Below are 23,143 nucleotides of genomic sequence, written 5' to 3'. Positions count from 1 at the left end.
GATGAGTCGAGTGTTCCGGTTTTCTCATGGAAGGGAATTTTTATGAACAAGAACGAACTGGTGTCCGCTGTCGCCGATGCCGCGAGTATTTCGAAGGGTGACGCGCAGTCGGCGGTTGATGCGGTGTTTTCCGTGATCACCGGCGAACTGAAAAAGGGCGGCGATGTCCGGCTTGTCGGCTTCGGAAATTTCACCGTGTCAAAACGCGCCGCGTCGACCGGCCGCAATCCGCAGACCGGTGCGGAAGTGAAGATCCCGGCGCGCACCGTGCCGAAGTTCTCGGCCGGCAAGGGCCTCAAGGACGCGGTCAACTAGGCGCCTCCTTAAGTCTTTCAGAGAAAAGAAAAGCCGGCATATCCGGTTTTTCTTTTCTGATGGAAAAGGCGGCGCTATGCCGTCGGCGCGTCCGTGCGCATCAAGCCTTCTTTCTTGAGATCGGTCCACAGCGCCGACGGCAGCTTCGCGTCGAGCAGCGAGCGATTGCTTTCGACTTCGCCCGGCCGCTGGCCGCCGGGGATTACCGAGACGACGGAAGGATGCAGCAGCGGGAACTGCAGCGCCGCCTCGATCAGGGGCACGCCGTGGCGTTTGCAGACCGCCTCGATGCGGGTGACGCGGTCGATGATGTCCTGCGGCGCCTCCGAATAATTGTAGTAGGCGCCAGGCTTCGGCCCGGTTGCCAGGATGCCGGAATTGTAAGGCCCGCCGAGAACGATGCCGATGCCGCGTTGCTGGCATAGCGGCAGGAAAGACTGCAGCGCTTCCTGCTCCAGCAGCGTGTAACGCCCGGCAAGCAGGAACAGATCGAAATCGCCGCGCTCGGCCAGCGTCTGGGCAACCTGCCACTCGTTGATGCCGCCGCCGAACGCCTTGATCACGCCCTGGTCGCGCAATGCCAGCAATCCGTAGTAGCCGGAACTCATGAATTCCTGGATGCGCTGGTCCGAGGCTTCCTTGCTGCCATGGGTGAAGATGTCGACATCGTGCACGAAGAGGATGTCGATGCGGTCAACGCCGAGCCGTTCCAGCGAGGCTTCGAAGGAGCGCATGACGCCGTCATAGCTGTAATCGTAGACCTCGCGGCGCGATGGGGTGTCGAAGAATTTGCCGATGCCGGTGCGCTGTTCCGGCGGGCAGGCGCGCATGATGCGCCCGACTTTGCTGGACAGCACGTAGTCGTCACGCTTCTTCGAACGCAGGAACGGATTGAGCCGCGTTTCGGCAAGGCCCAGCCCATAGAGCGGCGCGGTGTCGTAGTAGCGGCAGCCGACCCGCCATGCCACCTCCAGCGTAGCATTGGCATCCTCATCGGATACGGCGCGATAAAGATTGCCGAGCGGCGCAGTGCCGAAGCCGAGCTCGGTGAAGGTGATGCCGCCATTGCCGATGCGGTCGAAATGCCGTGTCTTCATATGCTGCCGTTTCCTCATTTGCGATTTGCCGTGACACTATCACGGCTGTGGCGCATCAAAAGCACTGCGTGTCGTTGGACACCGATTTTCGCGGTGATAGCATGAATGAAAACAAGCCGTTCGGGGCAAAGGTGACTAAGATATTCAAATGGTTCTCCGGCACCGGCAAGCTGGTGCAAATGTCATGACGGACGCCGGCGAAAACCTGTTTGGGATTGCGCTGAACGAGCTTGGCACCGTGCTGGAGCGCGTCGACGAAAGCCGTATCGACGCAGCTTGCGCCATCCTGGCCGGCGCGAAAAAGATCGTCACCTATGGCTGCGGCCGCGAGGCGCTGCAGGTCAAGGGTTTTGCCATGCGGCTCTACCATCTCGGTCTGCCGGTGTCGGTCGTCGGCGACATGACCACGCCGCCGCTGGGCGAGGGCGATGTCTTCCTCGCCAGTTCCGGCCCGGGTGAGACGTCGACGGTGCTGACCTTGATGCAGGTCGCGCGCGAGGCCGGTGCCACAGTCCTGCTGCTCACCGCGCAAGCCGACAGCTCCGCCGCGAAGCTGGCCGACTTCACACTGCTTATCCCGGCTCAGACCATGGCCGACGACCAGGGGCCGGAAAAGACATCCGTCCTGCCGATGGGCTCGGTGTTCGAAGGCGCGCTGTTCGTCCTCTTCGAAGTGATGGTGCTGAAGCTCAGGGACCTGACCGGCGTCTCGGCGGAAGCGATGCGCGCGCGCCACACCAATATGGAGTAGGTGTCATGCGCTACGAATTGATGCTGCCGCATCAGATACGCAAGGTGATCGCCGAAAACCGGCCGGTCGTGTTGCCGCTGGGTGTGCTTGAATATCACGGCGAGCACATGGCCGTCGGCATGGACACGCTGGCGGTGGTCAAGAGCCTGGAACTGTTCGAAAAAGAAGCCGAAATCGTCATTCTGCCGCCCTTCTATTACGGCGCGGCGAGCTATGCCGTTGCAGCACCGGAGGGCAGTGGTTCGCTGCAGGTCGGCGGCAATGTGCTGGCGCCATTCGCGGAAGAACTGTTCTATAGCCTGCTGCGCATCGGCTTCCGCAACATCCACGCCATCATTCACCACCAGACCGAAAATTTTGCCGCCGGCATGCCAACCGATCTCGCCTTCAAGGCCGCCGGCCGGCAGGCGATCTTCCGCTTCCTGGAGAAAGAACGTGGCGAAGGCTGGTGGGGCTCTGCGGCGATGGCTGACTATTATGCCGAACACGCCGAGGGCAGCAATTTCTTCAACTGGGTGCAGGTGCATCCGTTGATGCCGGCCTCAATGCACAGCCAGTACCCATTCGACCATGCCGGCATCGGCGAGACGTCGCTGATGCTGGCGCTGTGCCCGGAGGCGGTGGATGCCGGCCGCTTCGCCGACAACACCGGCTGGTACACGGCAAGTGCGCCCGAAGCCTCGGTGGAGTTGGGGCAAAAAGGGGTTGCCATGATCCTCGAGCATTTGCGGGCAACACTTTCGGGTTAGCGCGCTTTTCCCTTCTCCCGCAACAAGGGGAGAAGGGAGAGCCGGCGCAGTTATTTCACCGCGCCCGCTGTCATGCCCATGATCAGGTAACGCTCGAGCGCGATGCCGATGACGGCGAGCGGTGTGATGGCGGCGGTGGCAAGCGCCGCCATTGACCACCAGTTGATGCCTTGTGAGCCGGTCTGGCTGGCCACCATGACAGGAATGGTTTTTGCGTCGGTCGAGGTCAAAAGCGCGGCGAAGAAATACTCGTTCCAGCACAGCACCATCGCCAGGATGAAGGCGGCGACCATGCCCGGCAGCGCGATCGGCATGACGATGCGCAAGAAGGCGCCCCAGATCGACAGGCCGTCGACGAGTGCTGCCTCCTCCAGCTCCACCGGGATGGAGTTGAACTGGTCGCGCATGATCCAGATGACGATCGGCAGCACCATCAGCGTATAGAGCAGGATCAGCCCGACGCGTGTGTCGAGCAGGCCGACCTCCCGGTAAAGCACGAGGAAGGGCAAGGCCAAAACCACCGGCGGCAGGATCAGCTGAGACAGGAAGAAGAAGGAAATATCCTCGTTCCTGAACCAGGCAAACTTGTAACGATAGCGGGTCAGCCCGTAGGCGGCGAGGCTGCCGATGACGATGGCGAGGCTCGACGCGCCGACCGAAGTGATGACCGAATTCATGAAGCGCTTGATGAATTCGTCGCGGACCGTCGACGTCCGAAAGATCGAGTCCGGCGACAGGCCGAGCGAACGCCAGCCTTTCCAGTCGGGCCGGAAGTCGACGAACGGGATCAGATGGCCCTGGGTGACGTCGACCGCGGTCTTGAACGAAGTGGTTATCGTCCAATAGATCGGGAACAGGCAGATGAAAGCCCAGAAGATGAGCGCGCCATAGATGAAGACGCGGTTAGCGAGGAAGCTCGCCGGCGAGCGGATTTCGGAAGCGGCATAGTCGGTGGTCTGAACGCTCATCTTGCCGGCCCGATCAGTTGACGTTGCGCACGAAGCGGCTGGCGAACTTCAGCAGCCAGGTCACGAACACGATGATGATGATCAAATAGGCCATCGCCAGCATCGTGCCGTAGCCGACGTTCGAACGGTCGCGATATTCGCGGTAGATGAAACTGGACACCGAATCGGTCGCGCCGCCCGGCCCGCCGGAGGTGACGGTGATGATGATATCGGCGAGCTTCAGCTTGAAGATGATGCGCAGGATGACCGCCGTCACCGACACCGGCAGCATCAGCGGGAAGGTGACCTGCCAGAAAGTCTGCCAGGCAGTGGCGCCATCGACACGCGCTGCCTCGAGCACCTCGCGCGACATCGCCTGCAGGCCGGCGAGCAGCATGATCATCATGAACGGGATGAACGTCCACGCGTCGAGCACCATGATCGAGATGCGGGCGGTGATCGGGTTGGAGAAGAAGGCCGGGTTTTCCCAGCCGAGGTGGCGCGCCAGCGTCGCGGCGGGCCCGAAGCGGTATTCCATCAGCGACTTGCCGATCATCCACGACACCGCCACCGGCGACAGCATCAGCGGCATGAGAAACACGACGCGGAAGAATTTTCGTGCCCTAATCTGCGCGTTGAGCAGCAGCGCCAGGCCGAAGGCGATGACATATTCGACGAACACCGCCAGCACGTAGAGCACCATGTTGAACAGCGCGTTGCGATAATAGGCGTCGTTCAGCATCTGCCAGAAATTGTCGAGCCCGTTGAACTGCCGTCCGCTGAAGGAACTGAGGTTCCAGTCGGTCAGCGCGATGTAGAAGCCGAACAGCGTCGGGAAGATCACCATGGCAATGGTAAACAGCAGCGCCGGCAGCAGGAACAGCGCGCGCTGGCCGTCCTCGCCGCGCGTCAGCACCTGGCCGATGCCGAGCGCGACACCCCACAGCACGTAGGCATAGACCACCGGCCGCCAGGTGTCGAAGCCGATAGTGTCGACCTCGCTCTTGTAGAGGATTTGCAGCGCGATCACCGCCAGAAGGCCGAGCGTCGCAGCAGCCATCAGCGCCCAGCCAAGCCGTTTGCGGCTCCGCGGAATCAGGTCGGATGGCACGGCGCCTGCCGGCCATTCACTTGTCGACAAAGTCTGGTCAGCCAGGGTCCGGTCAGCCACGCGTCTTGCCTGTTCACAGGAGGCTCGATGACCGGCCGAGCCGATCGAGGCCGGGCCGGTCAAGCGGATGTCCGGCGGCTGAGCGCCGCCGGACCAGGTTTCACGATCTCAGCCTACATGCCGAGCGAGGCCTTGTAGAGCTTGACCTGTTTGTCGCGGCCGATCTGGTCGGTCAGCTTCTCCCAGGCGGCTGCGATGGCGTCGGCGCCTTCCTGCGCCTTCATCTTGCCGGCAAAGGTGTTGGCCAAAATGTCCTCGGCGGCGCTGTAGTACTGGAAGATGCCGGGGATGCGCGGCTCGATCGCCGCGTTCGGATGGTTGTAGCTGTCGGCTTCCGACTTCAGATACGAGGTGATGAACGCCTCGTCGTAGCCCGCCGCCACCCATTCCGGAATGTTGAAATGCGAGTTGCGATAGGGCTGGAAACCCGACGGATAGGCCGCGCACCAGAGCGACAGGTCCTTGCCGCCGAGATGGGCAGCGGCAGACCATGCCGCCTTCTTCTTCTTTTCGTCGCTGTCGACGCGGGCCATGACATAAACGCCCCAGCCGAGATAGGCGCAGTTCGGCGCATGGTTCGGGCCGCTGGCGAGCTTGTCCCACTGGCCGGTCTTGGAGTTGTAGACATCGTCCGAGCCCGGCAGGATCGAGAAGCCGGTGATGTCGCCGACGACCGAGGAATCGTTGGTCTTGACGTTCGAACCGACGTCGCCCCACCAGGTGACCATCGAACCGGTGCCTGCCAGGAATTGCTGGAAGGCGGTGGTGTTCGGGTCGGCGTTGATCTGGTCGGCGGGTTCGGAGGGCAGGGCATCGATGACGTCCTGGATCGCCCGCACCCATGCCGGATTGTTGACGCGCGGCTTCATCGTGTCGGCATCGAACAGCCAGGCCTTGTCATCGGGATGCTTGGCGTAGGCGCTGGCGCGGCTGCCGAGGAAATAGAAGCCGAAACCGCCCCAGGGCTTGGGCGCATCGAGGTAGCCAAAGACATCCTGGCCCTTCACCTGCTTGCCCTTGAGGAATTTCGTCACCGCCTGCACCTGCTGCCAGGTCTTCGGCACGCCCCATTCGCCTTCTCCGCCGCCGTCCTTCCAGGCCTTGGCGAGGTCGGCATCGGCAAACACGTCGGTGCGGTAGTTGAAATTATGTGCGTCGCCGTCAACGGTCACGCGATATTGCTTGCCGTCCCAGGTGCCCACCGGCGGCTGCAGATAGGCCACGACATCCTTCATGTCGATCTGGTCCTTGACCCAGTCCGGCATCTCGGAGGTGAGACCCTTGCCGCAGACGTCGCCTTCGAACGGTGCCCCCATTTCGATGATGTCGAAATCGACGGTGCCGGTCGCGATCGACTGCTGCAGGCGGGCGTTGTAGTCAGCCTGCGCCAGGTCGATCCAGTTGATCTTGGCGCCGGTATAGGTCTCCCACGGCTTCAGGAAGCCGCGAAACAGCACATTGTGCAGGTTCTGGTTGTTGAGGCCCATGAAGGTGAGTTCGACACCGGCGAATTCGCCTTCCTTGACATTGGCCTTGGTGGCGCCAAGGCAAAGCTCGCCGACCTGCTGGAAGTCGGCATCGGTCGGCTGACCCTTGCCGACACCCGGAATCTGCAGGATCTGCGCACGCAGGTCGTCGGCGGCCGCAGCCGTGCGCGTCAGCGCACCAAGCCCGGCGCTTGAGGCCGCCGCGAGGGCGGCCATGCTGGCCGCTCCCTTCAGCACGTCGCGGCGGGTGGCCCCGGCGCGGACAAGTTGGTTATAAAGGCTGACTTTCATTTCGTTCCTCCCAGAAGGTCAATTGTGAATTGGTTCAGATGGTGGAGCGCCGATTATGTTCCCCAACGACAGCGACTCCGGTAAATAGCGGCCCGAATTCTCCCTCCCGCGACGCTTGGCATTCAGTGCCGGACAAGCGTACCGGTGCGCCCGGAACAGGGTCATAAGCCGGACACTGTCACTATTCGCACAACGAAGTGCGGTGTCAACGTGAATGGGTTTTTTATCTATAAGAGACTGACTTGCCCTCGCCGTTTGCGTTGTTTAGCTTCACGGCAACTGAAGGGGGAATGATGGCTCAAGTCGCGATCCGCAATGTGGCCAAGGCGTTCGGAACCGTCAAGGTTCTGCACGATGTCAGCGTCGACATCGCCGACGGGCAGTTCGTGGTGCTGGTCGGGCCTTCCGGCTGCGGCAAGTCCACGCTGCTGAGGATGGTGGCCGGGCTGGAAACGGTCTCCGGCGGCACCATTGCCATCGGCGAGCGCGTCGTCAACCATCTGCCGCCGGCCAAGCGCGACATCGCCATGGTGTTCCAGAACTACGCGCTCTATCCGCACAAGACGGTCGAGCAGAACATGGCCTTTGCTCTCAAGCTGCGCAAAACCGACCCGGCGGTGGTCACTGAGCGGGTCAAGCGCGCCGCCGACATCCTCGACCTCAATCCCTACCTCAAGCGCTATCCGCGCCAGCTCTCTGGCGGCCAGCGCCAGCGCGTCGCCATGGGCCGCGCCATCGTGCGCAACCCGCAGGTGTTCCTCTTCGACGAGCCGCTCTCCAATCTCGACGCCAAGCTGCGTGTCCAGATGCGCACCGAGATCAAGGAACTGCACCAGCGGCTGAAGACCACCACCATCTACGTCACCCACGACCAGATCGAGGCCATGACCATGGCCGACAAGATCGTGGTGATGCGCGACGGTCGCATCGAACAGGTCGGCGCGCCGCTGGAATTATTCGACCGGCCAGCCAACCTGTTTGTCGCCGGCTTCATCGGCTCGCCCTCGATGAACCTGCTCAAGGGCGTCGTGCGCAAGGGCGACAAGCCCGTCGTCGAGATCGCCGGGACGCCGTTCCCGATTGCGGCGACCAGTGCCGTCGAGGATGGCCGTAATGTCGTCTACGGCGTGCGGCCCGAGCATCTCGAAATCCATCCCGATGGTGTTCCGGCGAAGATTTCGGTGGTCGAGCCGACCGGTTCCGAGACTTTGGTGTTCCTGCGCTTCGGCGAGGGCGAGATGGTGGCGCTGTTCCGTGAGCGCCACGACTTCAAGCCGGGCGACACACTGCACCTGAAACCGCGGCTCGACCAGGTGCATCTCTTCGACGCAGAGACCGGCAAGCGTCTCTGATTTCGCCCCAGCAAACTTCGCGAGGAATACCATGCTCAAAGGAATCAATCCGCTGCTCAATGCCGATGTGCTGCAGGCGCTGCGGGCGATGGGCCACGGTGACGATCTGATTATCGCCGACACCAATTTCCCGTCCGATTCGGTGGCGCGCCAGACCGTGCTTGGCCGGCTGCTGCGCATCGATGCGTCGGCGGCCGACGTGGTCAAGGCGGTACTGTCGCTCTATCCGCTGGACACCTTCGTCGACGATGCCGCCGCGCGCATGGAGATCGTCGGCAAGCCGGACGACATTCCCGCCGTGCAGAAGGAAGTGCAAAAAGAGATCGATGCCGCCGAGGGCAAGGCCTGGCCGATGATCTCGGTCGAGCGCTACGCCTTCTACGAACGCGCCAAGAAGGCCTATTGCGTCATCCAGACCGGCGAGCGCCGCTTCTATGGCTGTTTCGCGTTCCGCAAGGGCGTCGTGCCACCGGATGCGGAGTAGCGGGATGCCGGCGAATCCGATCGTCATGAAGCCGGTTGTCATATTGGGCGTCTTCGTCGCCGATACGGCCTACCGCGCCGCCCGCCAGCCGCGCATGGGCGAGACGATCCTGGGCACGTCCTTCACGCTCGGCCCCGGCGGCAAGGGCTCGAACCAGGCGGTGGCGGCCGGCCGGCTCGGCGCCGACGTCACCTTCCTTACCCGCCTCGGCGTCGACCCCTTTGCCGATATGGCGAGACAGACCTGGTCGCACGCCGGCGTGAAGAGCGCCGTCATCGACACACCGGAAAGCTACACCGGTGCCGCCTATATCTTCATCGAGGAGACGAGCGGCAACAACGCGATCATCGTCAGTCCGGGTGCGGCGATGCTGATCTCGCCCGCCGATATCGAGGCAAATGCCGGCCTGATCCGCGCGGCCGGCGTTTTCGTCACCCAGCTCGAACAGCCGATCGAGGCGGCGCTGCGGGCGCTGGAGATCGCGCGCGGGGCAGGGGTGACCACCATCCTCAACCCGGCGCCCGCGGCCAGGCTTCCGGACCGCATCTACACGCTTTGCGACTATGTCACGCCGAACGAAACCGAGGCCGAGGAACTGACCGGCATCAAGGTGTCCTCGATCGACGACGCCCGCCGTGCCGCCGACAGCCTGCTTGAGAAGGGCGTTGGGGCAGTCATCGTGACGCTTGGCGAAAACGGTGCGCTGCTGCACACGGCCGACCGTTCCGAGCATGTCGCAGCGGTCGCCGCCGGCCCGGTGGTCGAGACCACAGGCGCGGGCGACGCCTTCAACGGCGGCCTGGCTGCCGCGCTGTCGAGGGGGATCGAACCTCTGGAAGCGGTGCGCTTCGCCTGCGCCGTCGCCGGCATCTCGGTGACGCGCCCAGGCACCGCGCCGTCCATGCCGACGCTGCAGGAAGTCGAGGCGCTGCTCGCCAAGAGGTGAGACCGTATGGATTACATCATGAACGACGACGGTTTTTGACAAATCAACGTCGACATTTCTCCGACACCAGGGGACGTGACCCCAAAGGAGAAATGGCGCGAGTGACGGGGCTCGAACCCGCGACCTCCGGCGTGACAGGCCGGCACTCTAACCAACTGAGCTACACCCGCGCATGGACGAGCACGTGTCAGCCGTGTTCGTCGTTGGGGCGGTGGATAAGGGGTAAGCCACCGGGTGTCAAGCGGACCCGGACAGCATAACAGCAAACAGCAGAAGGTTTTTTGACAAGCCGAACTTTGTTGCCGAAACCGGCTCCCGGCCAAGCCACTGGCCGCTCATTTGGCCTTGCGAAGCCGGTCCTAACTGCTTAAAGGTCCGGCCCGGAGCGGGCGATTAGCTCAGTTGGTAGAGCGCTTCGTTTACACCGAAGATGTCGGCGGTTCGAGCCCGTCATCGCCCACCATTTTCCTCGATGTGTTCAGTTTGGGCTACACCGCTCAAGCTGATCGCCAGGTGAGACGCATCCGACCACTGTGCTACTCGGACTTTGGTCTGATTCAAACTGTCTTTCCGCAGGGACTTAAGTCTGATCTGCTTGCCTCTCATGAGGGAAACGATTGCCGAAAGCTACAACTTGCAGTATCTCAATTGCGTATGGGCATGGGCGGGAGCGAAAATATTCCTGGATGGCTTGCGAGTCATCTTCCGGACGATCCCGTGATCGCAGGAGATCTCGCGGATAAGATATCGAAGGAAGCTGAAAAAAACCGGCTTCCAGGCGATCGGGTTGTGAAGACAACCCGTAACGAAGAAGACACCTTCAAGAAAGAACAAGTCGAAGCTTATCCCGACGCCGCGGTTGCAGGAGTCTTTGCCAGCGGTTCATTCCTCGCCCTGTTGGTATTAGCCATTTATCTGCTTTATGTGCTCTCGATTGTGGCCGGGGGACCGGTCGCGGATGTTCCCCTGCCGCCCATACTGCACTAGTAGACGCTCCGCCAACACTCTGATTAGCCCGCACCGTGTTGGCCTGGCGCCTTCCAGAAGGTTCGGTTGGTGCGGCAAAGGTGTTCACGCGGAGGCACATGGTTGCTGCAGCACCGCAGCATTGTACTTCCATAATCCTCCCGGTCAGTGTCCATGCAGGTTGTGCGATTGCTTGCCGCGGCTCAGCGTGCAGCTTCTGCCCGATGAGCAAGCCGTTTTCCGATGTAAACGCAATGCATCGGCAGGTCCGGGTGCTGCAGCACCCGAAATCCGATCGTCCTATAAAACCTTAGCGCACCATCGTTCTCCGGCATGACTTCGAGGTGGATGCCGGTCGAGCCGCTCGCGGCAAGGCGCTGCTCGAGGAAGGCCATCGCGCGCCTGCCGATGCCTTTCCCGCGCGCTTGCGGCAACAGGTCGATATGGCCATGCGACGGGTAGGCCGCCAGCGCAGGCGGAACAGCGAAATCGGGGTGGTGGATCCGGTACCGCGCCCAGTCGCTGCCGCGCCAGCGCGAGTTGTCGGGTCCCGGGTCTACCACGCGCCGCTGCAGGTCCGGATACCAGTCTGATGCCAGGCTGGCATTGAAAGCGCCCGTATCGGCTGCGCCAAGCAGATAGCCGGCCGCACCTGTGGGGCTATCGATAATAAAGGCCAGATCGGGTTCGAGCACCTGGTAGGGAATAGTGTAGAGGAAGCCGAGCAGGTCCGGGTCGTTCTCGCGGCCGCTGGCATCCTTGCCGGCATCGCCGGTCTTGAGACAGATCATCGCAAGCGCTGCATGATCGGCGGTGGTCGCCCGGCGCAGGAAGAAACCGCCGCCGAAATCGAGGATCATGGCGGCAGCAGCCGGAAATCCTTGCCCTCGGGCAAAAGCTGCCCGCCGTCGACGATGATGGTCGTGCCCGTGATGTAGCTGGCGTCGTCCGAGGCCAGAAACAGGAAGGCGTTGGCCACGTCGCGCGGGCTGCCGAGCCGGCCGAGCGGAATGGCGTCTTCCATGTTCTTGATGAAGGCCGCACCGCGATGCTGCTCTATGCCTTCGGTGAGGATGTTGCCGGGCTCGACGCCGTTGACCGTAATGCCGTAGCCAGAGAATTCGAGCGCAGCCGAACGGATCAGCCCATTGATGCCGGCCTTGGTCGCTGAATAATGGCCGTGGCCGGGGCTGGTGACATGCGGGCCGGTGATCGAGGAGGTGAACAGCATGCGGCCAAAATGCTGCGCCTTCATCGGCACCAGCGCCGCGCGTGCGGCGATGAAGCTGCCGCGCAAGTTCACCGCCATGACCCGGTCCCAGTCGTCGGAACTGGTGTTTTCCAGCAATTGCCAGGGATAGATGCCGGCATTCTGCACCATGATGTCGAGTCGGCCGTGACGGTCGAGGGCCAGCGCCACGGCGGCTTCCGCATCGGCCATCTGCGAAATGTCGGTATGAATGAAGTGGGCGCCGACCTCATCTGCCGTCGCTCGTCCGGCTTCGGTCTCGGTATCGGCCAGCACGAGCTTTGCGCCTTCCTCGGCAAAGCGCTGCGCGATCGCCTTGCCAATGCCGCGGGCAGCACCGATGACCAGCGCCACCTTGCCGACAAGCCTTCCGAGATCGCTAGTCATGCCAGCCTCTGGCGGATTGTCTGCCTGAATGCGTCGAGCAGCACGGCGGCAAGCACCAGCAGGCCGTGTATCACCAGGGTGAAATTGGCCGGCAGGCCCATCAAATTGATCGCCGTGTTGATCGCCGAGAGCAGCAGCACGCCGGCATAGACGCCGGGCAGGGTGCCGACACCGCCTTTCAGGCTGACGCCGCCGATGACGACGGCGGCAAAGGCGTTGAACAAGAATCCCGCACCGAGATTGGCACTGGCTCCGGAGGTGCGAATCGCCAGCAGCCAGCCGGCAAGGCCGGCGATGGCGCCGGCGAGAACGAAGGCTATGACGAGGTTGCGGTTGACGCGGATGCCGGCGCGGAAGGTCGCCGTCTCGTTGCCACCGATCATGACCAGATGGCGGCCGAAGGGCGTCTTGGCCATGACCAGCGAAGAGATGACGAAACAGGCAATCGCGATCCAGGCGGTGAGCGGCAGGCCGAGCAGGCGCTGGATGGCGAACCAGCGGATCGCCGGCGCAAGGTCCTGCGCCGAGCGGCCGCCGGAAATGACCAGCACCAGGCCGCGCACCCAGATGTAAGAAGCCAGCGTGATTATGAAGGCGCTCATCTTGACCCTGACCACCAGATAGCCGTTGAAGGCGCCAATGAGGCCGCCGATGGCAAGCGCGATGAGCAGCGAAACCGGAACCATGAGCCATTGCGGCTGCAACTGGATGCCAAGGCCGATGCCGGACGAGCAGAACAGGATGCCGACCGCCATGGCGCTGAGCGCCGCGACCGATTCGACCGACAGGTCCATGTGACCGGCGATGATGACCAGCGCCAGGCCGATCGACATCACGCCGAGCACGCTCGACGCCTCGATGATGTTGGCGAAGATACCGAGTTGGAAGTAGTTCGGGATAAGGATGGAAAAGACCACCAGCACGAAGACCAGCATGAACCAGACAAGATTGTCGAGGATGAGCTCGAGGGTTTGGCGCGTGCGGGGGTTCATCTCAGGATCCGGTTGGCGCCGACCCCGAAAAACCACTCGGTTTTCGGACTATCAGGCGTGGTTGAAAATTGCTGCAGCATTCCCGCGCGCGTCCGTTCGAACGCACCCGGGCTGCAGGGCTGGGCTCCGGGCCGGCATGGCCCGGAGCTTCTGGCGAGTTCGCTATTCGACCGGCTTTATGGTTTCGGTCGGCGGCTTCATGTTGCCCCAGAAGGCCGGGTTATCGACATTTTCCTTGGTGATCGCAGCGCCGGGGATCTTGATGTTCGGTCCCCACGCTTCCTTGGTCAGGGTTGATTTCAGGCCAAGCACATCATATTCGCCGGGCTTGATCTCCTGCTTGTTGACCACCTTGTCCATGAACATCGCGACCGCCGCGGCCTGCGCGTAGAGCGGCTGCTCGACTTCGACGTTGAGCCAGCCCTTGCGGATCAGGTCGAGGCCGACCGGAGCGCCGTTCGAGCTCATCAGCATGACGTCGCCCGGCTTCTTGCCGGCGGCCTCGAGCGAGGCGACGGCAGCGACCGAAAGATGCGCGGCATGGCTGAAGATCAGGTCGATGTCGGGGTTGGCGAGCATCTGGTCGGCAACGATGGTGCCGGCGTTGCTGGCCTCCCATTGCATGGCCGGCAGCGAGATGATCTTGACGTCCGGGAACGCCTTCATTTTCTCCTCGAAACCCTTCTGGATGTCGAGCGTGTAGGGATCGCCCGGATCGCCGAGCACCTGCAGGATCTTGCCCTTCACCGAGCCGTTCTTCGCGGTCAGGAGCTTTTGTGCCTGGTCGGCGGCGACGTAGCCGATCTCGACGGTTCCGGCCACCGAGGTGAAGTCGGACGGGGTCGAGGTGATCTGGCGGTCGAACTCGACGACCGGGATGCCGGCGGCACGGGCCGCCTCGATCGACGGTTTCAGCGCATTGAAATCGACGGCGGCAAGGATGATCGCCGCCGGCTTCAGCGCGATGACGTCGTTCATCTGCGATTGCTGAGCGTCGGTCTTGTTGTCGGCGTTCAACGTCTTCATCTCGTAGCCGACCTGCTTCAGGAACAGTTCCAGCGCGCTCACCGAGCCGGTCTGGAACTCATCGAGCAATGTCGGCACCATGTAGTAGACGGTGCCCTTGGACTGGGCGAATGCCGGCGTGAGCGTGGCAAAGGCCAGTGCCAGGATACCGAAGACGGAAAGAAGTATTTTCTTCATGTCGTTCGCTCCTCTTGCGCCGGACCCCTCATTTGTCCCTCAGCTCGCCGGTCCGGCACCGGCGAGCGTCTCTCCGGTGATCATGTTGATCACCGCGTCGGGACTTGTTTTGTTGCGTGCGACGTCGCCCGCCACGACGCCTTGCCGGATCACCACGATCCGGTCGGCGACCTGGAAGGCCTGTTGCATGATATGGGTGATGATGACGACGCCGATGCCCTGGCTCGCCACCTGGCGGATCATGTCGAGGCCGCGCCGCGTCTGCTCGACGCCGAGCGCTGCGAACGGCTCGTCGAGAAGCACCAGCTTGCCGCCAAAATGCACGAACCGGTTGAGCTCGATGGCCTGCCGCTGGCCGCCGGAAAGATGCTCGACATTGGTGCGAAGCGAGGGAATGCGGGTGCCGGCGCTGGCCAGCGCCTTTTGCACCACCTGCTCCATGGCGCGCTCGTCGAGCACCGGAATGCCGAGAACCTTCCTGGTGATCTCGCGGCCCATGAAGAAATTGGCGACCACGTCGACATTGGTGCAAAGCGACAGGTCCTGGTAGACCGTCTCGATCCCCGCGGCCTTGGCCTCGGCGGGAGATTTGGCCAGGAATTCCTTGCCTTCGAACAGCATGCGGCCGGAGGTTGGCTCCAGGCCGCCGGCAATGATCTTGACCAGCGTCGATTTGCCGGCGCCGTTGTCGCCCAGAAGCGCCACCACTTCGCCCTTGTCGATCGAAAAGCTGATGCCTTTCAGCGCTTCGATGGCGCCGTAATTCTTGGCTACGTTGTCGAGCACCAGCAGCGGTTCGCTCATGCCGCGATCCCCTTGTTATGCAAGAGATCTCGTCCGCGTTCGCGCTCGGCGGTGAAGATCTGGCCGAAGCGTGGCGAAAGCACCCCGGAAACGGCAAGCGCGGCGGCGCCGCGCAACACCGCATGCTGGCCGCCGCGCGCGACGCTGACGCGGGGCGTCGTGCGATCGCTTCGCGCCGAGACCGAATTGGGCAGGTGCGCGGCCGCGCCGGCAAGCCTTTCGAGCAGCTCGGTGGACGCCAGCCCGCCGAGGATGATGGTTTCGGGATCGAACAGGTTTTCGATGATGGTGACGGCGTTGCGGAAGATCGGCGCAATCTCGCTCACCCACTCGGCGTCGGCGATGTTGCGGCGCCGCAGCGCCTCGAGCGAGAGATACCGTTCGAGGCAGCCGCGATTGCCGCACGGGCAGGGCTCCCCGCCTGGCACTGCGGGAATGTGGCCGATTTCACCGGCGTTTCCCCAGGCGCCGCGCAATGCCGCCCCGTCATGCACCATGACGCCGCCGAGACCGACGCCGAAATAAAGATAGTAATACTCGGAATATGCCGTTCCGAGGCCGTAGAGGCGCTCGCCGATAGCAGCCGCCGCCATATCGGTTTCGAAAAAGGCCGGCAGTCCGGTCGAGGCGGCCAGCCGCTCGCGCAGCGCCACATCCTTCCAGCCGGTCATGGTGGTCGGCCCGACAAAGCTCATGGACTCCACGCCGAACGGTCCGGGCAGCGCCATGCCAATGCCGAGAACGCGGCCACCGGGCCGCAATGCCGTCAATTCGAGCACCATGGCGCCGATCAGCTCGAAAGCGTGGTCGGGCGTTGCATTTGGGGCTTCGCGGTAGGTGCTCTCGATAACATCGCCGCTTAGGTTGATCAGGGCGGCATTGATGCCCAGCGGGGTGACGTGGATGCCGACGGCATAGCCGCCTTCCGGATTGATGCGCAGCGTTGCCGGTGGCAGGCCGCGCCCCTTGGGCTCTTCGCGCAACGACAGCACGTAACCGTGCTCTTCCAGCTCGCGAACGATGGTTGACACCGTCTGCACGGTGAGTCCGACCCGCCTGGCGATATCGCCGCGGGCGATCGGTCCGTGAAGGCGGATGGATTCGAGCACGATGCGCCGGTTATACGGCCGCCCGAACTCCTGATTGGTCCCGCGCAATGCCATGTCTGGCGCCCTCTCGAGAGAGCAGAGGTTCGCACCGAATATTTATTCAGTCAAATGGAATTCAAAAATAATTCGCCTGTGGCCAAGGCCTTCTAACGCCGGCGGATTCGCGCCCGCCGGCGGATGGGCCAACTCTGGCAATTTTCCAGTATGAAGCGCCACCGGCTGGACGGGACGCCAGGCATGACCTTTGACCGGCATTCCGATCAGCGCCCTGAAGCCCATTTCGGAACCCGGCTGTGAGCCGGCCAGGGATCGGAGTTCGTTGCGCCTTTCCGTTGCAGGGAGCATACTTGCTCTCGTCGGTCTGCGGGAGGAGATGCGATGCCGAAGCTGACCCTCGACGGGATTGATCTCGGCTATGAGGTGCGGGGCGACGGGCCGCCGGTTCTGTTCGTCCACGGCAGCGTCACGAACGGCATGATGACATGGTCCGCCCAGCTACCGCTTGCGGAGCGCTGGAAGCTGGTTGTGGTCGACCGGCCCGGATACGGATCAAGTTCCCCTGCCGAACGCGAGGATTTCGCCGTCGACGCCGGACTGGTTGCCGGATTCCTCGATCGGACGCATGACCTCTGGGACGAAAACCGCGTCCATCTGGTCGGGCATTCCTATGGCGGCGTCATCTCTCTTCTTGCAGCAGCGATGCGCCCGCGAGCAATCCGTTCGCTCACGGTGATCGAGCCGCCGGCCTTTGACCTTGCGCGCGGGGATGTTGCCGTCAATGAACTCGTGACGCGCCTGAAGGCCCACTGGCAAAGCGGACCCCGCGACGATCCCGCGCTTTTCTTGCGCCAGTTCCTCCATCTGGTCGGCTCGGCGACACAATTGCCAGACCCGCTGCCGCCCCCGCTCGCGCAAGGCGCGGCCATGCTCGTCGTCGAACGCGGGCCATGGGAGGCCGAAATTCCGCTTCGGCAACTTGCCGATGCGCCGTTCCCGAAACTGGTGGTATCCGGCGGGCACAGCGCAGCATTCGACGCCGTCTGCGACGTGCTCGAAAACGTGCTTGGTGCCGATCGTGCCGTGATCGCCGGCGCGGGGCACAGCGTTCAGCAGACCGGTGAGCCGTTCAACCGGCGGCTCGGCGCGTTCATGGCCGCTGCTGAGGGCTGAATGCGATCTATCTTTGATATTGCCTGGCGGGCGGTTGGCCGCGCGCCGGCTTCACGCCGAATGAATCGCCGGCTCTATAGATACCGCTCGACCTTCTTGCCGACGGTCAAAAACCGCAGCGGATCGATCGCCTCGCCATTGTGGCGGACCTCGTAGTGCAGATGCGGGCCGGTCGAGCGGCCGCTGTTGCCGGTCTTGCCGATGACGTCTCCGGCATTGAGCTTCTGGCCGACGGCGACGTCGATTTCGCTGAGATGCCCGTAACGCGTCACAAAACCGTTGCCGTGGTCGACCTCGATCATGCGGCCGTAGCCGCCGTTCCAGCCGGCCTTGACGACGACACCGCCTGCCGTGACCTTGGCCGGCATACCGACCGGCGCCCTGAAATCCATGCCGGAATGCAAGGCGGCCGTGCCGAGGATGGGGTCGGTGCGCACGCCGAACGGGCTGGTAACGCTGCGGCCGGGGGCGGGGTTGGCGAGCGGCAGCCGGCGCGCTTCCTTTTTAAGATGATCCAGCGCGTCAAGAGCCTCGTCCAACTCCTTGACCTTGCTGTCGAAGACCAACGAGCTGTCGAGTGGTATCAGCGGGCCACCAACGTCGCTCTTTTCGAATTCGCTATCAACGGGCAGGCCGGCGGCCTCGAGCGCCTGCGAGATCGCGTCGGCGCTTTTGTAGGCATTGTCGGCAAGTGTGGCGATGCGGGTGAGCTGCTGACTCTCGATGGCCTTCAGCGAGTTGTTGATCGAAACGAAGAGCTTGTCTGCCCGGTCGGCCGCACTTTCGCTCGGCAGCGGATCGGCGCGGGTCGACCACAGCGAGAACGGCCTGGTGTCGTCAACGCCCACAGGAGCGGCAAGGGGGGCGGCAAGGCTGGCGACGGAATAGGCCGTCGGCTGGATGCTGCCGGCCGCATCGGCATGTTCGTCCGGCTTTGCCACCGGCACCGGCGGCGTTGCGACCTCGTTTTCGGCTCGTTCGAGGATCGGGCCGAGACGGCCGTGACGCAGGCTGAGCTGGCTCTGCCGTTCCAGCAGCTCGCTGACCTTGGTTTCCATCAGCTGCTGATCGAGTAGCTGGCGGCTGGTGATGCGGTCGACCTGGCTGCGCAGTGCCGAGATGCGGTCTTCGTAGGCCTGCTGCATGCGCGCCTGCCGCGCCGTCGTGGCGCCGATCAGATCGTCGCGCAGCACCAGATAGGAGGTCGCCAGCAGGTAGCTGATGACGACCGCCGCCAGCGCCGAGCCGCAAAATGCAGCCAGCCATGGGCGTACGGTGAAATGCCTTATCTGGTCGCCCCGGGCGATGATGACCGTGTGGGGCTCTTTGCGTCTGCCGAAGACCGCTGACTGACTGGCTACGTTCACGGGACCAAGCTTTCGTTACGACACCAACGACGAGCCTGATTACACATTATTAGGGTTAACAAAGTTTTGCCGGATCGAACGACAGGCAAAGGTCCTCGCGCAAAACGGGCATCGAATTGCAGCGGCCTGGCGCAGCTCTCAAAGGGCGCGAACCGCCTCCAGCACTTCTTCGGCGTGCCCCTTGACGCGGACGTTGCGCCAGATCCTGGCGATGCGTCCGTCCCGGGCGATCAGGAACGTCGCCCGCTCGACGCCCATATAGGTGCGGCCGTAGAGCTTCTTTTCCACCCACAAATGGTAAGCCTCGATCACTTTGCGCTCTTCGTCGGCGACAAGGTCGACGCTCAGATCGTATTTCGCCTTGAATTTGTCGTGTTTCTTGACGTTGTCCGGCGAGAGCCCGATGACGACGGCGCCGGCCTTTTCGAACTCCGGCTTCAACTGCGAAAAGCCGATCGCCTCGTTGGTGCAGCTTGTGGTGTCGTCCTGTGGGTAGAAATAGAGTACGATGGGTTTTCCCAGCAATGCGGCGAGGCTGAGTGAACCGCCGCCGTCGCGCGGAAGATCGAACTGCGGCGCAACATCGCCCACGTCGAGGTCAGCCATACCGATGCCCTTGTTTGAAGTTACGCGCCAGGCTGCATCGATATAATGTCGAGCGGGGATTCGTCCACGATCGAATTCGTTTCAACGGAAGATTGCGTGGATCAGGAGCTACCGCAGCACGAGAAGATCAGGTTCAGGCGTGACGAGATCACCGACCTGGGAACCTTTCCGTCCGCGTGCCGCGTCCCGCCGCTCGGCCAGGCGTCGATCGGTCGCGGCGTCCGTTTGATGGCGCGGCTGTTTGCCGGCCTTGTCGCCCTTGTGCTGCTGGCTGGCGCCGGCGTCTACGCGATCGGCGTGTCCGGCTTCGGCTCGGAGCGGCTTCGCGCGGAAGCCGAAACGGCAATCGAGAGATTGGCCGGCTTCGATGTCGACGTTGCCGTCGGGCCAGCCCGGCTGACGCTTGACGGGTCGAGCTTCATTGCGCTGCAGGTCAGCGACGTCAGCCTCAAGACCGCCGACGGCAAACCGATGGCCGATGCCGGCCGGGTCCGCTTCGGCATCCGGCTGATCCCGCTGCTTTCGGGCGAGGTACGGCTGACCAGCGCCCGGATTTCCGACGCGCACATCGTCATGGCCGCGATGCCGTCCGGCGGCGACTGGACGGCCGGGCTGCGCAACCAGGATGGCCTCATCGATCCGGAAAAACTTTCCGCCGCCGTCTTCGCCAACGTCAGCCGCGCGCTCGATGCGGTGCGCGAGGATTCGATGCGCCAGATCGATCTGCGCAACGTCGAGCTGGAACTGCCCGAGACCGGATCGGTCAAGTCGGTCACCATCGCCGACGCCTCCGTGTCGCAGACGGGACCGGGAAGCATGGAGTTTTCATCCGATGCGGATGTCGACGGCAGGGCGCTTACCATCGCCGCTTCCGCAACCCGCGATCCGGCGACGCGACGCATCACCACGCTGGACGCCAGCATCCAGGCGGCGGATGCCGACGCTGCGGCAGCAGGCGGCAAATTGGGCGCGATCGCCTTGAAGCTGGCGGGGTCGGAAGGGACCGGCGACAACAGTTCGCGGCTGACCGCTGCCCTGTCACTGACCGGGTCGGTGCTCGATCTCGGTTCGCGCGGCCTGCTTCCGGCCGACATCGATCTCGATGCGACGCTCGTCGCCGGGTCGAACAAGATCCAGGTCGAAAGCTTGCTGGTGAAAACCGGCCGCTCGACCTTCGATTTCGCCGGTTCGATCGGCCCGAAGCCCGCTACCGGCGCAGCGGGCGAGGAGCCATCCTATCGTTACGACCTGACCAGCGACGGTTCGACCCTGGCGCCTTCGGATTCGCCGGAGCCGGCGCTCAGCTTCATTGCCCGTATTGCCGGCGTCTACCAGCCGACGAGCCAAAAGCTGGTCGCCGAGCAGATCGGCGTCCGGTCCGGACCGGGCAGCGAAGTGCTGGGCACGGCTTCGGTTTCATTCGTCGCCAACCAGGCGCCGGGCATATCGGTGGCGCTCAATGTCCACGACATGCCGGTCTCGCACGTCAAGCAATTATGGCCCTGGTTTTCGGCGCGCAATGCCAGGCTGTGGGTGCTCAAGAACCTGTTCGGCGGCCGCGTGGTCGATGGCAGCCTGCAGTTCCAGGTCGTGCCCGGACGGCTCGGCAACGGCGTGCCGCTTTCCGCCGATGAAGTGTTCGGCCGATTCCAGGTCGAAGGATCGCGCTTCGACACGGCCGGCCGCATTCCGCCGATCCGCGATGCCGTCGGCGTCGTCGGCTTCCACGGCAATGACGTCGACGTCGCGCTGTCGTCGGGCAGCGTCTATATGCCGAGCGGCCGCACGGTGGCGGCGAGCAACGGCACGCTCACCGTCAAGGCGGCGAACCATCCGCCGGTGATCGGCGCGCTCGACATCGATGTCGCCGGCGAGGCGCCGGCAATCGCCGAGCTGGCATCCTTTGATCCGATCAACGCCATGCGCCATGTCGGCCTGCTGCCGGACGACCTGTCCGGCACGGTGACCGGCCACGTCAAGGCCGATATTCCGCTGCAGTCCGGTGTCGACTCTTCCAAACTCGATTGGCTGGTGGCGCTCGACTACAAGGACCTGTCGCTGGGCAAGCCGTTCGAGGGCCAGACGGTCAGCCATGCCGACGGCTCGATCACGGTCGCGCCCGACCGGGCGGTGATCTCGGCCAAGGCGCTGCTCAACGGCATTCCGGCCGAGCTCGACCTGATCGAGCCGCTCAGGGATGGCGGCCCGCCACGCAGTCGTAAAGTGGCGCTGGTGCTCGACGACAAGACGCGCGCCACCGCCATGCCTGGCCTGTCGACGCTGCTTTCCGGAACCATCAAGGTGGCGATCGACAAGAGCGGTAGCGGCAACCAGAACGTGTCGGCCGACCTGACCAATGCCAGGCTGGACATTCCCTGGGCCGGCTGGAGCAAGGGGCCCGGCATTCCCGCCAAGGTCGTCTTCGCCATGGCGAAGACCGGCGACACCACGACGCTCTCCAATTTCGAACTCGATGGCAAGACCTTTTCCATCGACGGCAGCGCCGTGCTGGTCAACGGCGCCTTGTCCTCGGCCCGATTCAGCAAGGTCACGTTGAACAGGGGCGACGACGTCGCCGTCTCGGTGAAGCGGTCGGGCAAGGCCTATGCGGTCGAGGTCAGCGGCAGCGCGCTGGACGCACGCTCGCTGATCAAGCAATTCACGTCCGATGTCGACACCGCCACCAAGACCACTGGCGTCGATGCGATCTCGGTCAGCGCCGACGTCAGCTCCCTGACCGGCTTCCACGACGAGGTGCTGTCGAATCTGAAGCTCGACTACAGCGCCGCAGGCTCCCGGGTGAACGGGCTCAAGGTGAGCGCCACGGCAAGTTCGGGAGCCGCCATCACCATCAGCAACACGGCCGGCGGCGGCCTGCGCACGCTCAACATGAAGTCGGCCGACGCCGGCGCCATACTGCGCTTCCTCAATATCTACGAGCATATGGAAGGCGGCTCGATCACGCTGGCGCTCACCGGGGCCGGCGACGGTCCGATGAAAGGCCAGGTCGACGCCAAGAACTTCTTTATCGTCAACGAGCCGAAGCTCGCCTCGATCGTGTCGACGACGCCGGCCGGCGACAACCGCAGCCTCAACGAGGCGGTCAAAGGCAATCTCGACACGTCGAGGGTGAAGTTCGAGCGCGGTTTCAGCGAGATCGATAAGGGCAGCGGCTATCTCAAGCTGCGCAACGGCGTGCTGCGCGGCTCGCGCATCGGCACCACCTTCCAGGGCACGCTCTACGACCAGAACAACAATATGGACATGACCGGCACGTTCATGCCGGCCTACGGCGTAAACCGCATCTTCGGCGAACTGCCGCTGATCGGCGCACTGCTCGGCAACGGCCGCGACCGCGGCCTGATCGGCGTCACCTACAGGCTCAAGGGCAACGCCAACAAGCCGAACCTGGAGGTCAATCCGCTATCGGTGATAGCGCCCGGGATTTTCAGGTCGATCTTCGAGTATCGGTGAGGTCAAAACCCAATTACCTCGAGCGACCGAGTTTTGATCTTAAGCGGCCGCTCGTCCGCCCCGCGAATTCACGCCCATGATCCAAAGGCGACTGACGTCCGCCCGGGCCTAAATGGCCGCTTTGCGCCTAATGCACGAACCCGCTTCGCGGGAGAGGCGCCTCGTTCTGAGATGGCGCGACTGCCATTTTGACTTGAGCGGGTAGAGGGGTCGATCTGACCATGGA

General features: G+C 63.3%; 22 protein-coding genes and 2 tRNA genes. 10 read left to right on the top strand and 14 right to left on the bottom strand.

Annotated elements, in window-relative coordinates; all coding sequences use genetic code 11:
* The first annotated feature begins 42 nt into the window (after window positions 1-42).
* Window positions 43-315 (top strand): HU family DNA-binding protein, encoded by a 273-nt coding sequence (locus tag NKJ81_RS29490; RefSeq protein WP_006201846.1) that lies wholly within the window; start codon window positions 43-45, stop codon window positions 313-315.
* A 74-nt stretch (window positions 316-389) separates the two neighbouring features.
* On the opposite strand, the gene NKJ81_RS29485 is transcribed toward NKJ81_RS29490, so the two are convergent.
* Window positions 390-1,412: an aldo/keto reductase gene (locus NKJ81_RS29485; protein ID WP_352542608.1), complete on the bottom strand. Its 1,023-nt coding sequence runs from the start codon at window positions 1,410-1,412 to the stop codon at window positions 390-392.
* 184 nt (window positions 1,413-1,596) lie between these two features.
* On the opposite strand from NKJ81_RS29485, the gene hxlB reads away from it, so the two are divergent.
* Together hxlB and NKJ81_RS29475 are read left to right on the top strand one after the other, a co-directional pair.
* On the top strand, window positions 1,597-2,163 hold the full coding sequence (gene hxlB, locus NKJ81_RS29480) for a 6-phospho-3-hexuloisomerase (RefSeq protein WP_352542607.1): 567 nt from the start codon (window positions 1,597-1,599) through the stop codon (window positions 2,161-2,163).
* 5 nt (window positions 2,164-2,168) lie between these two features.
* Entirely contained in the window at window positions 2,169-2,912 is a 744-nt protein-coding gene (locus NKJ81_RS29475) for a creatininase family protein (RefSeq protein ID WP_352501555.1), read from the top strand.
* Between the two features lie 50 nt (window positions 2,913-2,962).
* Here NKJ81_RS29475 and NKJ81_RS29470 read toward each other — a convergent pair whose 3' ends face one another.
* The 3 genes from NKJ81_RS29470 to NKJ81_RS29460 all read right to left on the bottom strand — a co-directional run bounded on the left by NKJ81_RS29470 (window position 2,963) and on the right by NKJ81_RS29460 (window position 6,808).
* Complete coding sequence (locus tag NKJ81_RS29470; RefSeq protein WP_352471960.1) at window positions 2,963-3,880, bottom strand: carbohydrate ABC transporter permease; 918 nt, start codon at window positions 3,878-3,880, stop codon at window positions 2,963-2,965.
* Window positions 3,881-3,893: 13 nt separating this feature from the next.
* The gene (locus tag NKJ81_RS29465; protein WP_352456633.1) at window positions 3,894-5,015 is read right to left on the bottom strand and encodes a carbohydrate ABC transporter permease; all 1,122 of its coding nucleotides are present in this window, start codon (window positions 5,013-5,015) and stop codon (window positions 3,894-3,896) included.
* A 128-nt stretch (window positions 5,016-5,143) separates the two neighbouring features.
* The gene (locus NKJ81_RS29460) at window positions 5,144-6,808 is read right to left on the bottom strand and encodes an ABC transporter substrate-binding protein (protein ID WP_023674663.1); all 1,665 of its coding nucleotides are present in this window, start codon (window positions 6,806-6,808) and stop codon (window positions 5,144-5,146) included.
* Window positions 6,809-7,101: 293 nt separating this feature from the next.
* Between NKJ81_RS29460 and NKJ81_RS29455 the strand changes: the two genes are divergently transcribed.
* From NKJ81_RS29455 to rbsK, 3 genes are read left to right on the top strand one after another with little or no spacing between them, the layout of a single operon-like run.
* A complete protein-coding gene (locus tag NKJ81_RS29455) occupies window positions 7,102-8,160 on the top strand; it encodes an ABC transporter ATP-binding protein (protein WP_352456634.1) in 1,059 nt (352 codons plus the stop codon).
* Window positions 8,161-8,191: 31 nt separating this feature from the next.
* Window positions 8,192-8,644: an RbsD/FucU family protein gene (locus tag NKJ81_RS29450; protein ID WP_352471958.1), complete on the top strand. Its 453-nt coding sequence runs from the start codon at window positions 8,192-8,194 to the stop codon at window positions 8,642-8,644.
* 4 nt (window positions 8,645-8,648) lie between these two features.
* Window positions 8,649-9,590 (top strand): ribokinase, encoded by a 942-nt coding sequence (gene rbsK, locus NKJ81_RS29445; protein WP_352501556.1) that lies wholly within the window; start codon window positions 8,649-8,651, stop codon window positions 9,588-9,590.
* Window positions 9,591-9,683: 93 nt separating this feature from the next.
* Here the strand turns inward: rbsK and NKJ81_RS29440 are convergent.
* Window positions 9,684-9,760: transfer RNA gene (locus NKJ81_RS29440), tRNA-Asp, on the bottom strand.
* A gap of 217 nt (window positions 9,761-9,977) precedes the next feature.
* Between NKJ81_RS29440 and NKJ81_RS29435 the strand changes: the two genes are divergently transcribed.
* Both NKJ81_RS29435 and NKJ81_RS29430 read left to right on the top strand, forming a co-directional pair.
* Window positions 9,978-10,053 (top strand) — tRNA-Val (locus NKJ81_RS29435).
* A gap of 20 nt (window positions 10,054-10,073) precedes the next feature.
* Window positions 10,074-10,577: a hypothetical protein gene (locus NKJ81_RS29430; RefSeq protein ID WP_352542606.1), complete on the top strand. Its 504-nt coding sequence runs from the start codon at window positions 10,074-10,076 to the stop codon at window positions 10,575-10,577.
* Window positions 10,578-10,759: 182 nt separating this feature from the next.
* On the opposite strand, the gene NKJ81_RS29425 is transcribed toward NKJ81_RS29430, so the two are convergent.
* The 7 genes from NKJ81_RS29425 to NKJ81_RS29395 form a co-directional block, all read right to left on the bottom strand.
* Complete coding sequence (locus NKJ81_RS29425) at window positions 10,760-11,416, bottom strand: GNAT family N-acetyltransferase (RefSeq protein ID WP_352542605.1); 657 nt, start codon at window positions 11,414-11,416, stop codon at window positions 10,760-10,762.
* Complete coding sequence (locus NKJ81_RS29420) at window positions 11,413-12,192, bottom strand: SDR family NAD(P)-dependent oxidoreductase (protein WP_352542604.1); 780 nt, start codon at window positions 12,190-12,192, stop codon at window positions 11,413-11,415. The genes NKJ81_RS29425 and NKJ81_RS29420 overlap by 4 nt, the downstream gene beginning before the upstream one ends.
* Window positions 12,189-13,184: an ABC transporter permease gene (locus NKJ81_RS29415; protein WP_352542603.1), complete on the bottom strand. Its 996-nt coding sequence runs from the start codon at window positions 13,182-13,184 to the stop codon at window positions 12,189-12,191. Before NKJ81_RS29415 ends, NKJ81_RS29420 begins: the two co-directional genes overlap by 4 nt.
* A gap of 162 nt (window positions 13,185-13,346) precedes the next feature.
* The gene (locus tag NKJ81_RS29410) at window positions 13,347-14,387 is read right to left on the bottom strand and encodes a sugar ABC transporter substrate-binding protein (protein ID WP_352471951.1); all 1,041 of its coding nucleotides are present in this window, start codon (window positions 14,385-14,387) and stop codon (window positions 13,347-13,349) included.
* Window positions 14,388-14,426: 39 nt separating this feature from the next.
* Entirely contained in the window at window positions 14,427-15,191 is a 765-nt protein-coding gene (locus NKJ81_RS29405) for an ATP-binding cassette domain-containing protein (protein ID WP_292663106.1), read from the bottom strand.
* Window positions 15,188-16,354, bottom strand: coding sequence for an ROK family transcriptional regulator (locus NKJ81_RS29400; RefSeq protein WP_352471948.1), 1,167 nt, complete (start codon window positions 16,352-16,354; stop codon window positions 15,188-15,190). Before NKJ81_RS29400 ends, NKJ81_RS29405 begins: the two co-directional genes overlap by 4 nt.
* Window positions 16,355-16,396: 42 nt before the next feature.
* Window positions 16,397-16,645, bottom strand: a complete 249-nt coding sequence (locus NKJ81_RS29395; protein ID WP_352542602.1) for a hypothetical protein — start codon at window positions 16,643-16,645, stop codon at window positions 16,397-16,399.
* Between the two features lie 33 nt (window positions 16,646-16,678).
* Here NKJ81_RS29395 and NKJ81_RS29390 point away from each other — a divergent pair, with 33 nt between their 5' ends.
* Window positions 16,679-17,470, top strand: a complete 792-nt coding sequence (locus NKJ81_RS29390) for an alpha/beta fold hydrolase (RefSeq protein ID WP_352542601.1) — start codon at window positions 16,679-16,681, stop codon at window positions 17,468-17,470.
* A 74-nt stretch (window positions 17,471-17,544) separates the two neighbouring features.
* Here NKJ81_RS29390 and NKJ81_RS29385 read toward each other — a convergent pair whose 3' ends face one another.
* Together NKJ81_RS29385 and NKJ81_RS29380 are read right to left on the bottom strand one after the other, a co-directional pair.
* Window positions 17,545-18,837: a M23 family metallopeptidase gene (locus NKJ81_RS29385; RefSeq protein WP_352542600.1), complete on the bottom strand. Its 1,293-nt coding sequence runs from the start codon at window positions 18,835-18,837 to the stop codon at window positions 17,545-17,547.
* 138 nt (window positions 18,838-18,975) lie between these two features.
* Window positions 18,976-19,443 carry a peroxiredoxin gene (locus NKJ81_RS29380; protein ID WP_352542599.1) on the bottom strand — a complete coding sequence of 156 codons (468 nt, stop codon included), beginning with the start codon at window positions 19,441-19,443 and terminating at the stop codon, window positions 18,976-18,978.
* 96 nt (window positions 19,444-19,539) lie between these two features.
* Here NKJ81_RS29380 and NKJ81_RS29375 point away from each other — a divergent pair, with 96 nt between their 5' ends.
* Window positions 19,540-22,917 (top strand): hypothetical protein, encoded by a 3,378-nt coding sequence (locus NKJ81_RS29375; RefSeq protein ID WP_352542598.1) that lies wholly within the window; start codon window positions 19,540-19,542, stop codon window positions 22,915-22,917.
* Window positions 22,918-23,143: the final 226 nt, after the last annotated feature.

The organism is Mesorhizobium sp. M0018 (genome assembly GCF_040323955.1).
In the GTDB taxonomy this organism is placed as follows: domain Bacteria; phylum Pseudomonadota; class Alphaproteobacteria; order Rhizobiales; family Rhizobiaceae; genus Mesorhizobium.
Note: the sequence above shows the minus strand (reverse complement) of the source record. Positions and strands in the feature narration are given on the sequence as shown.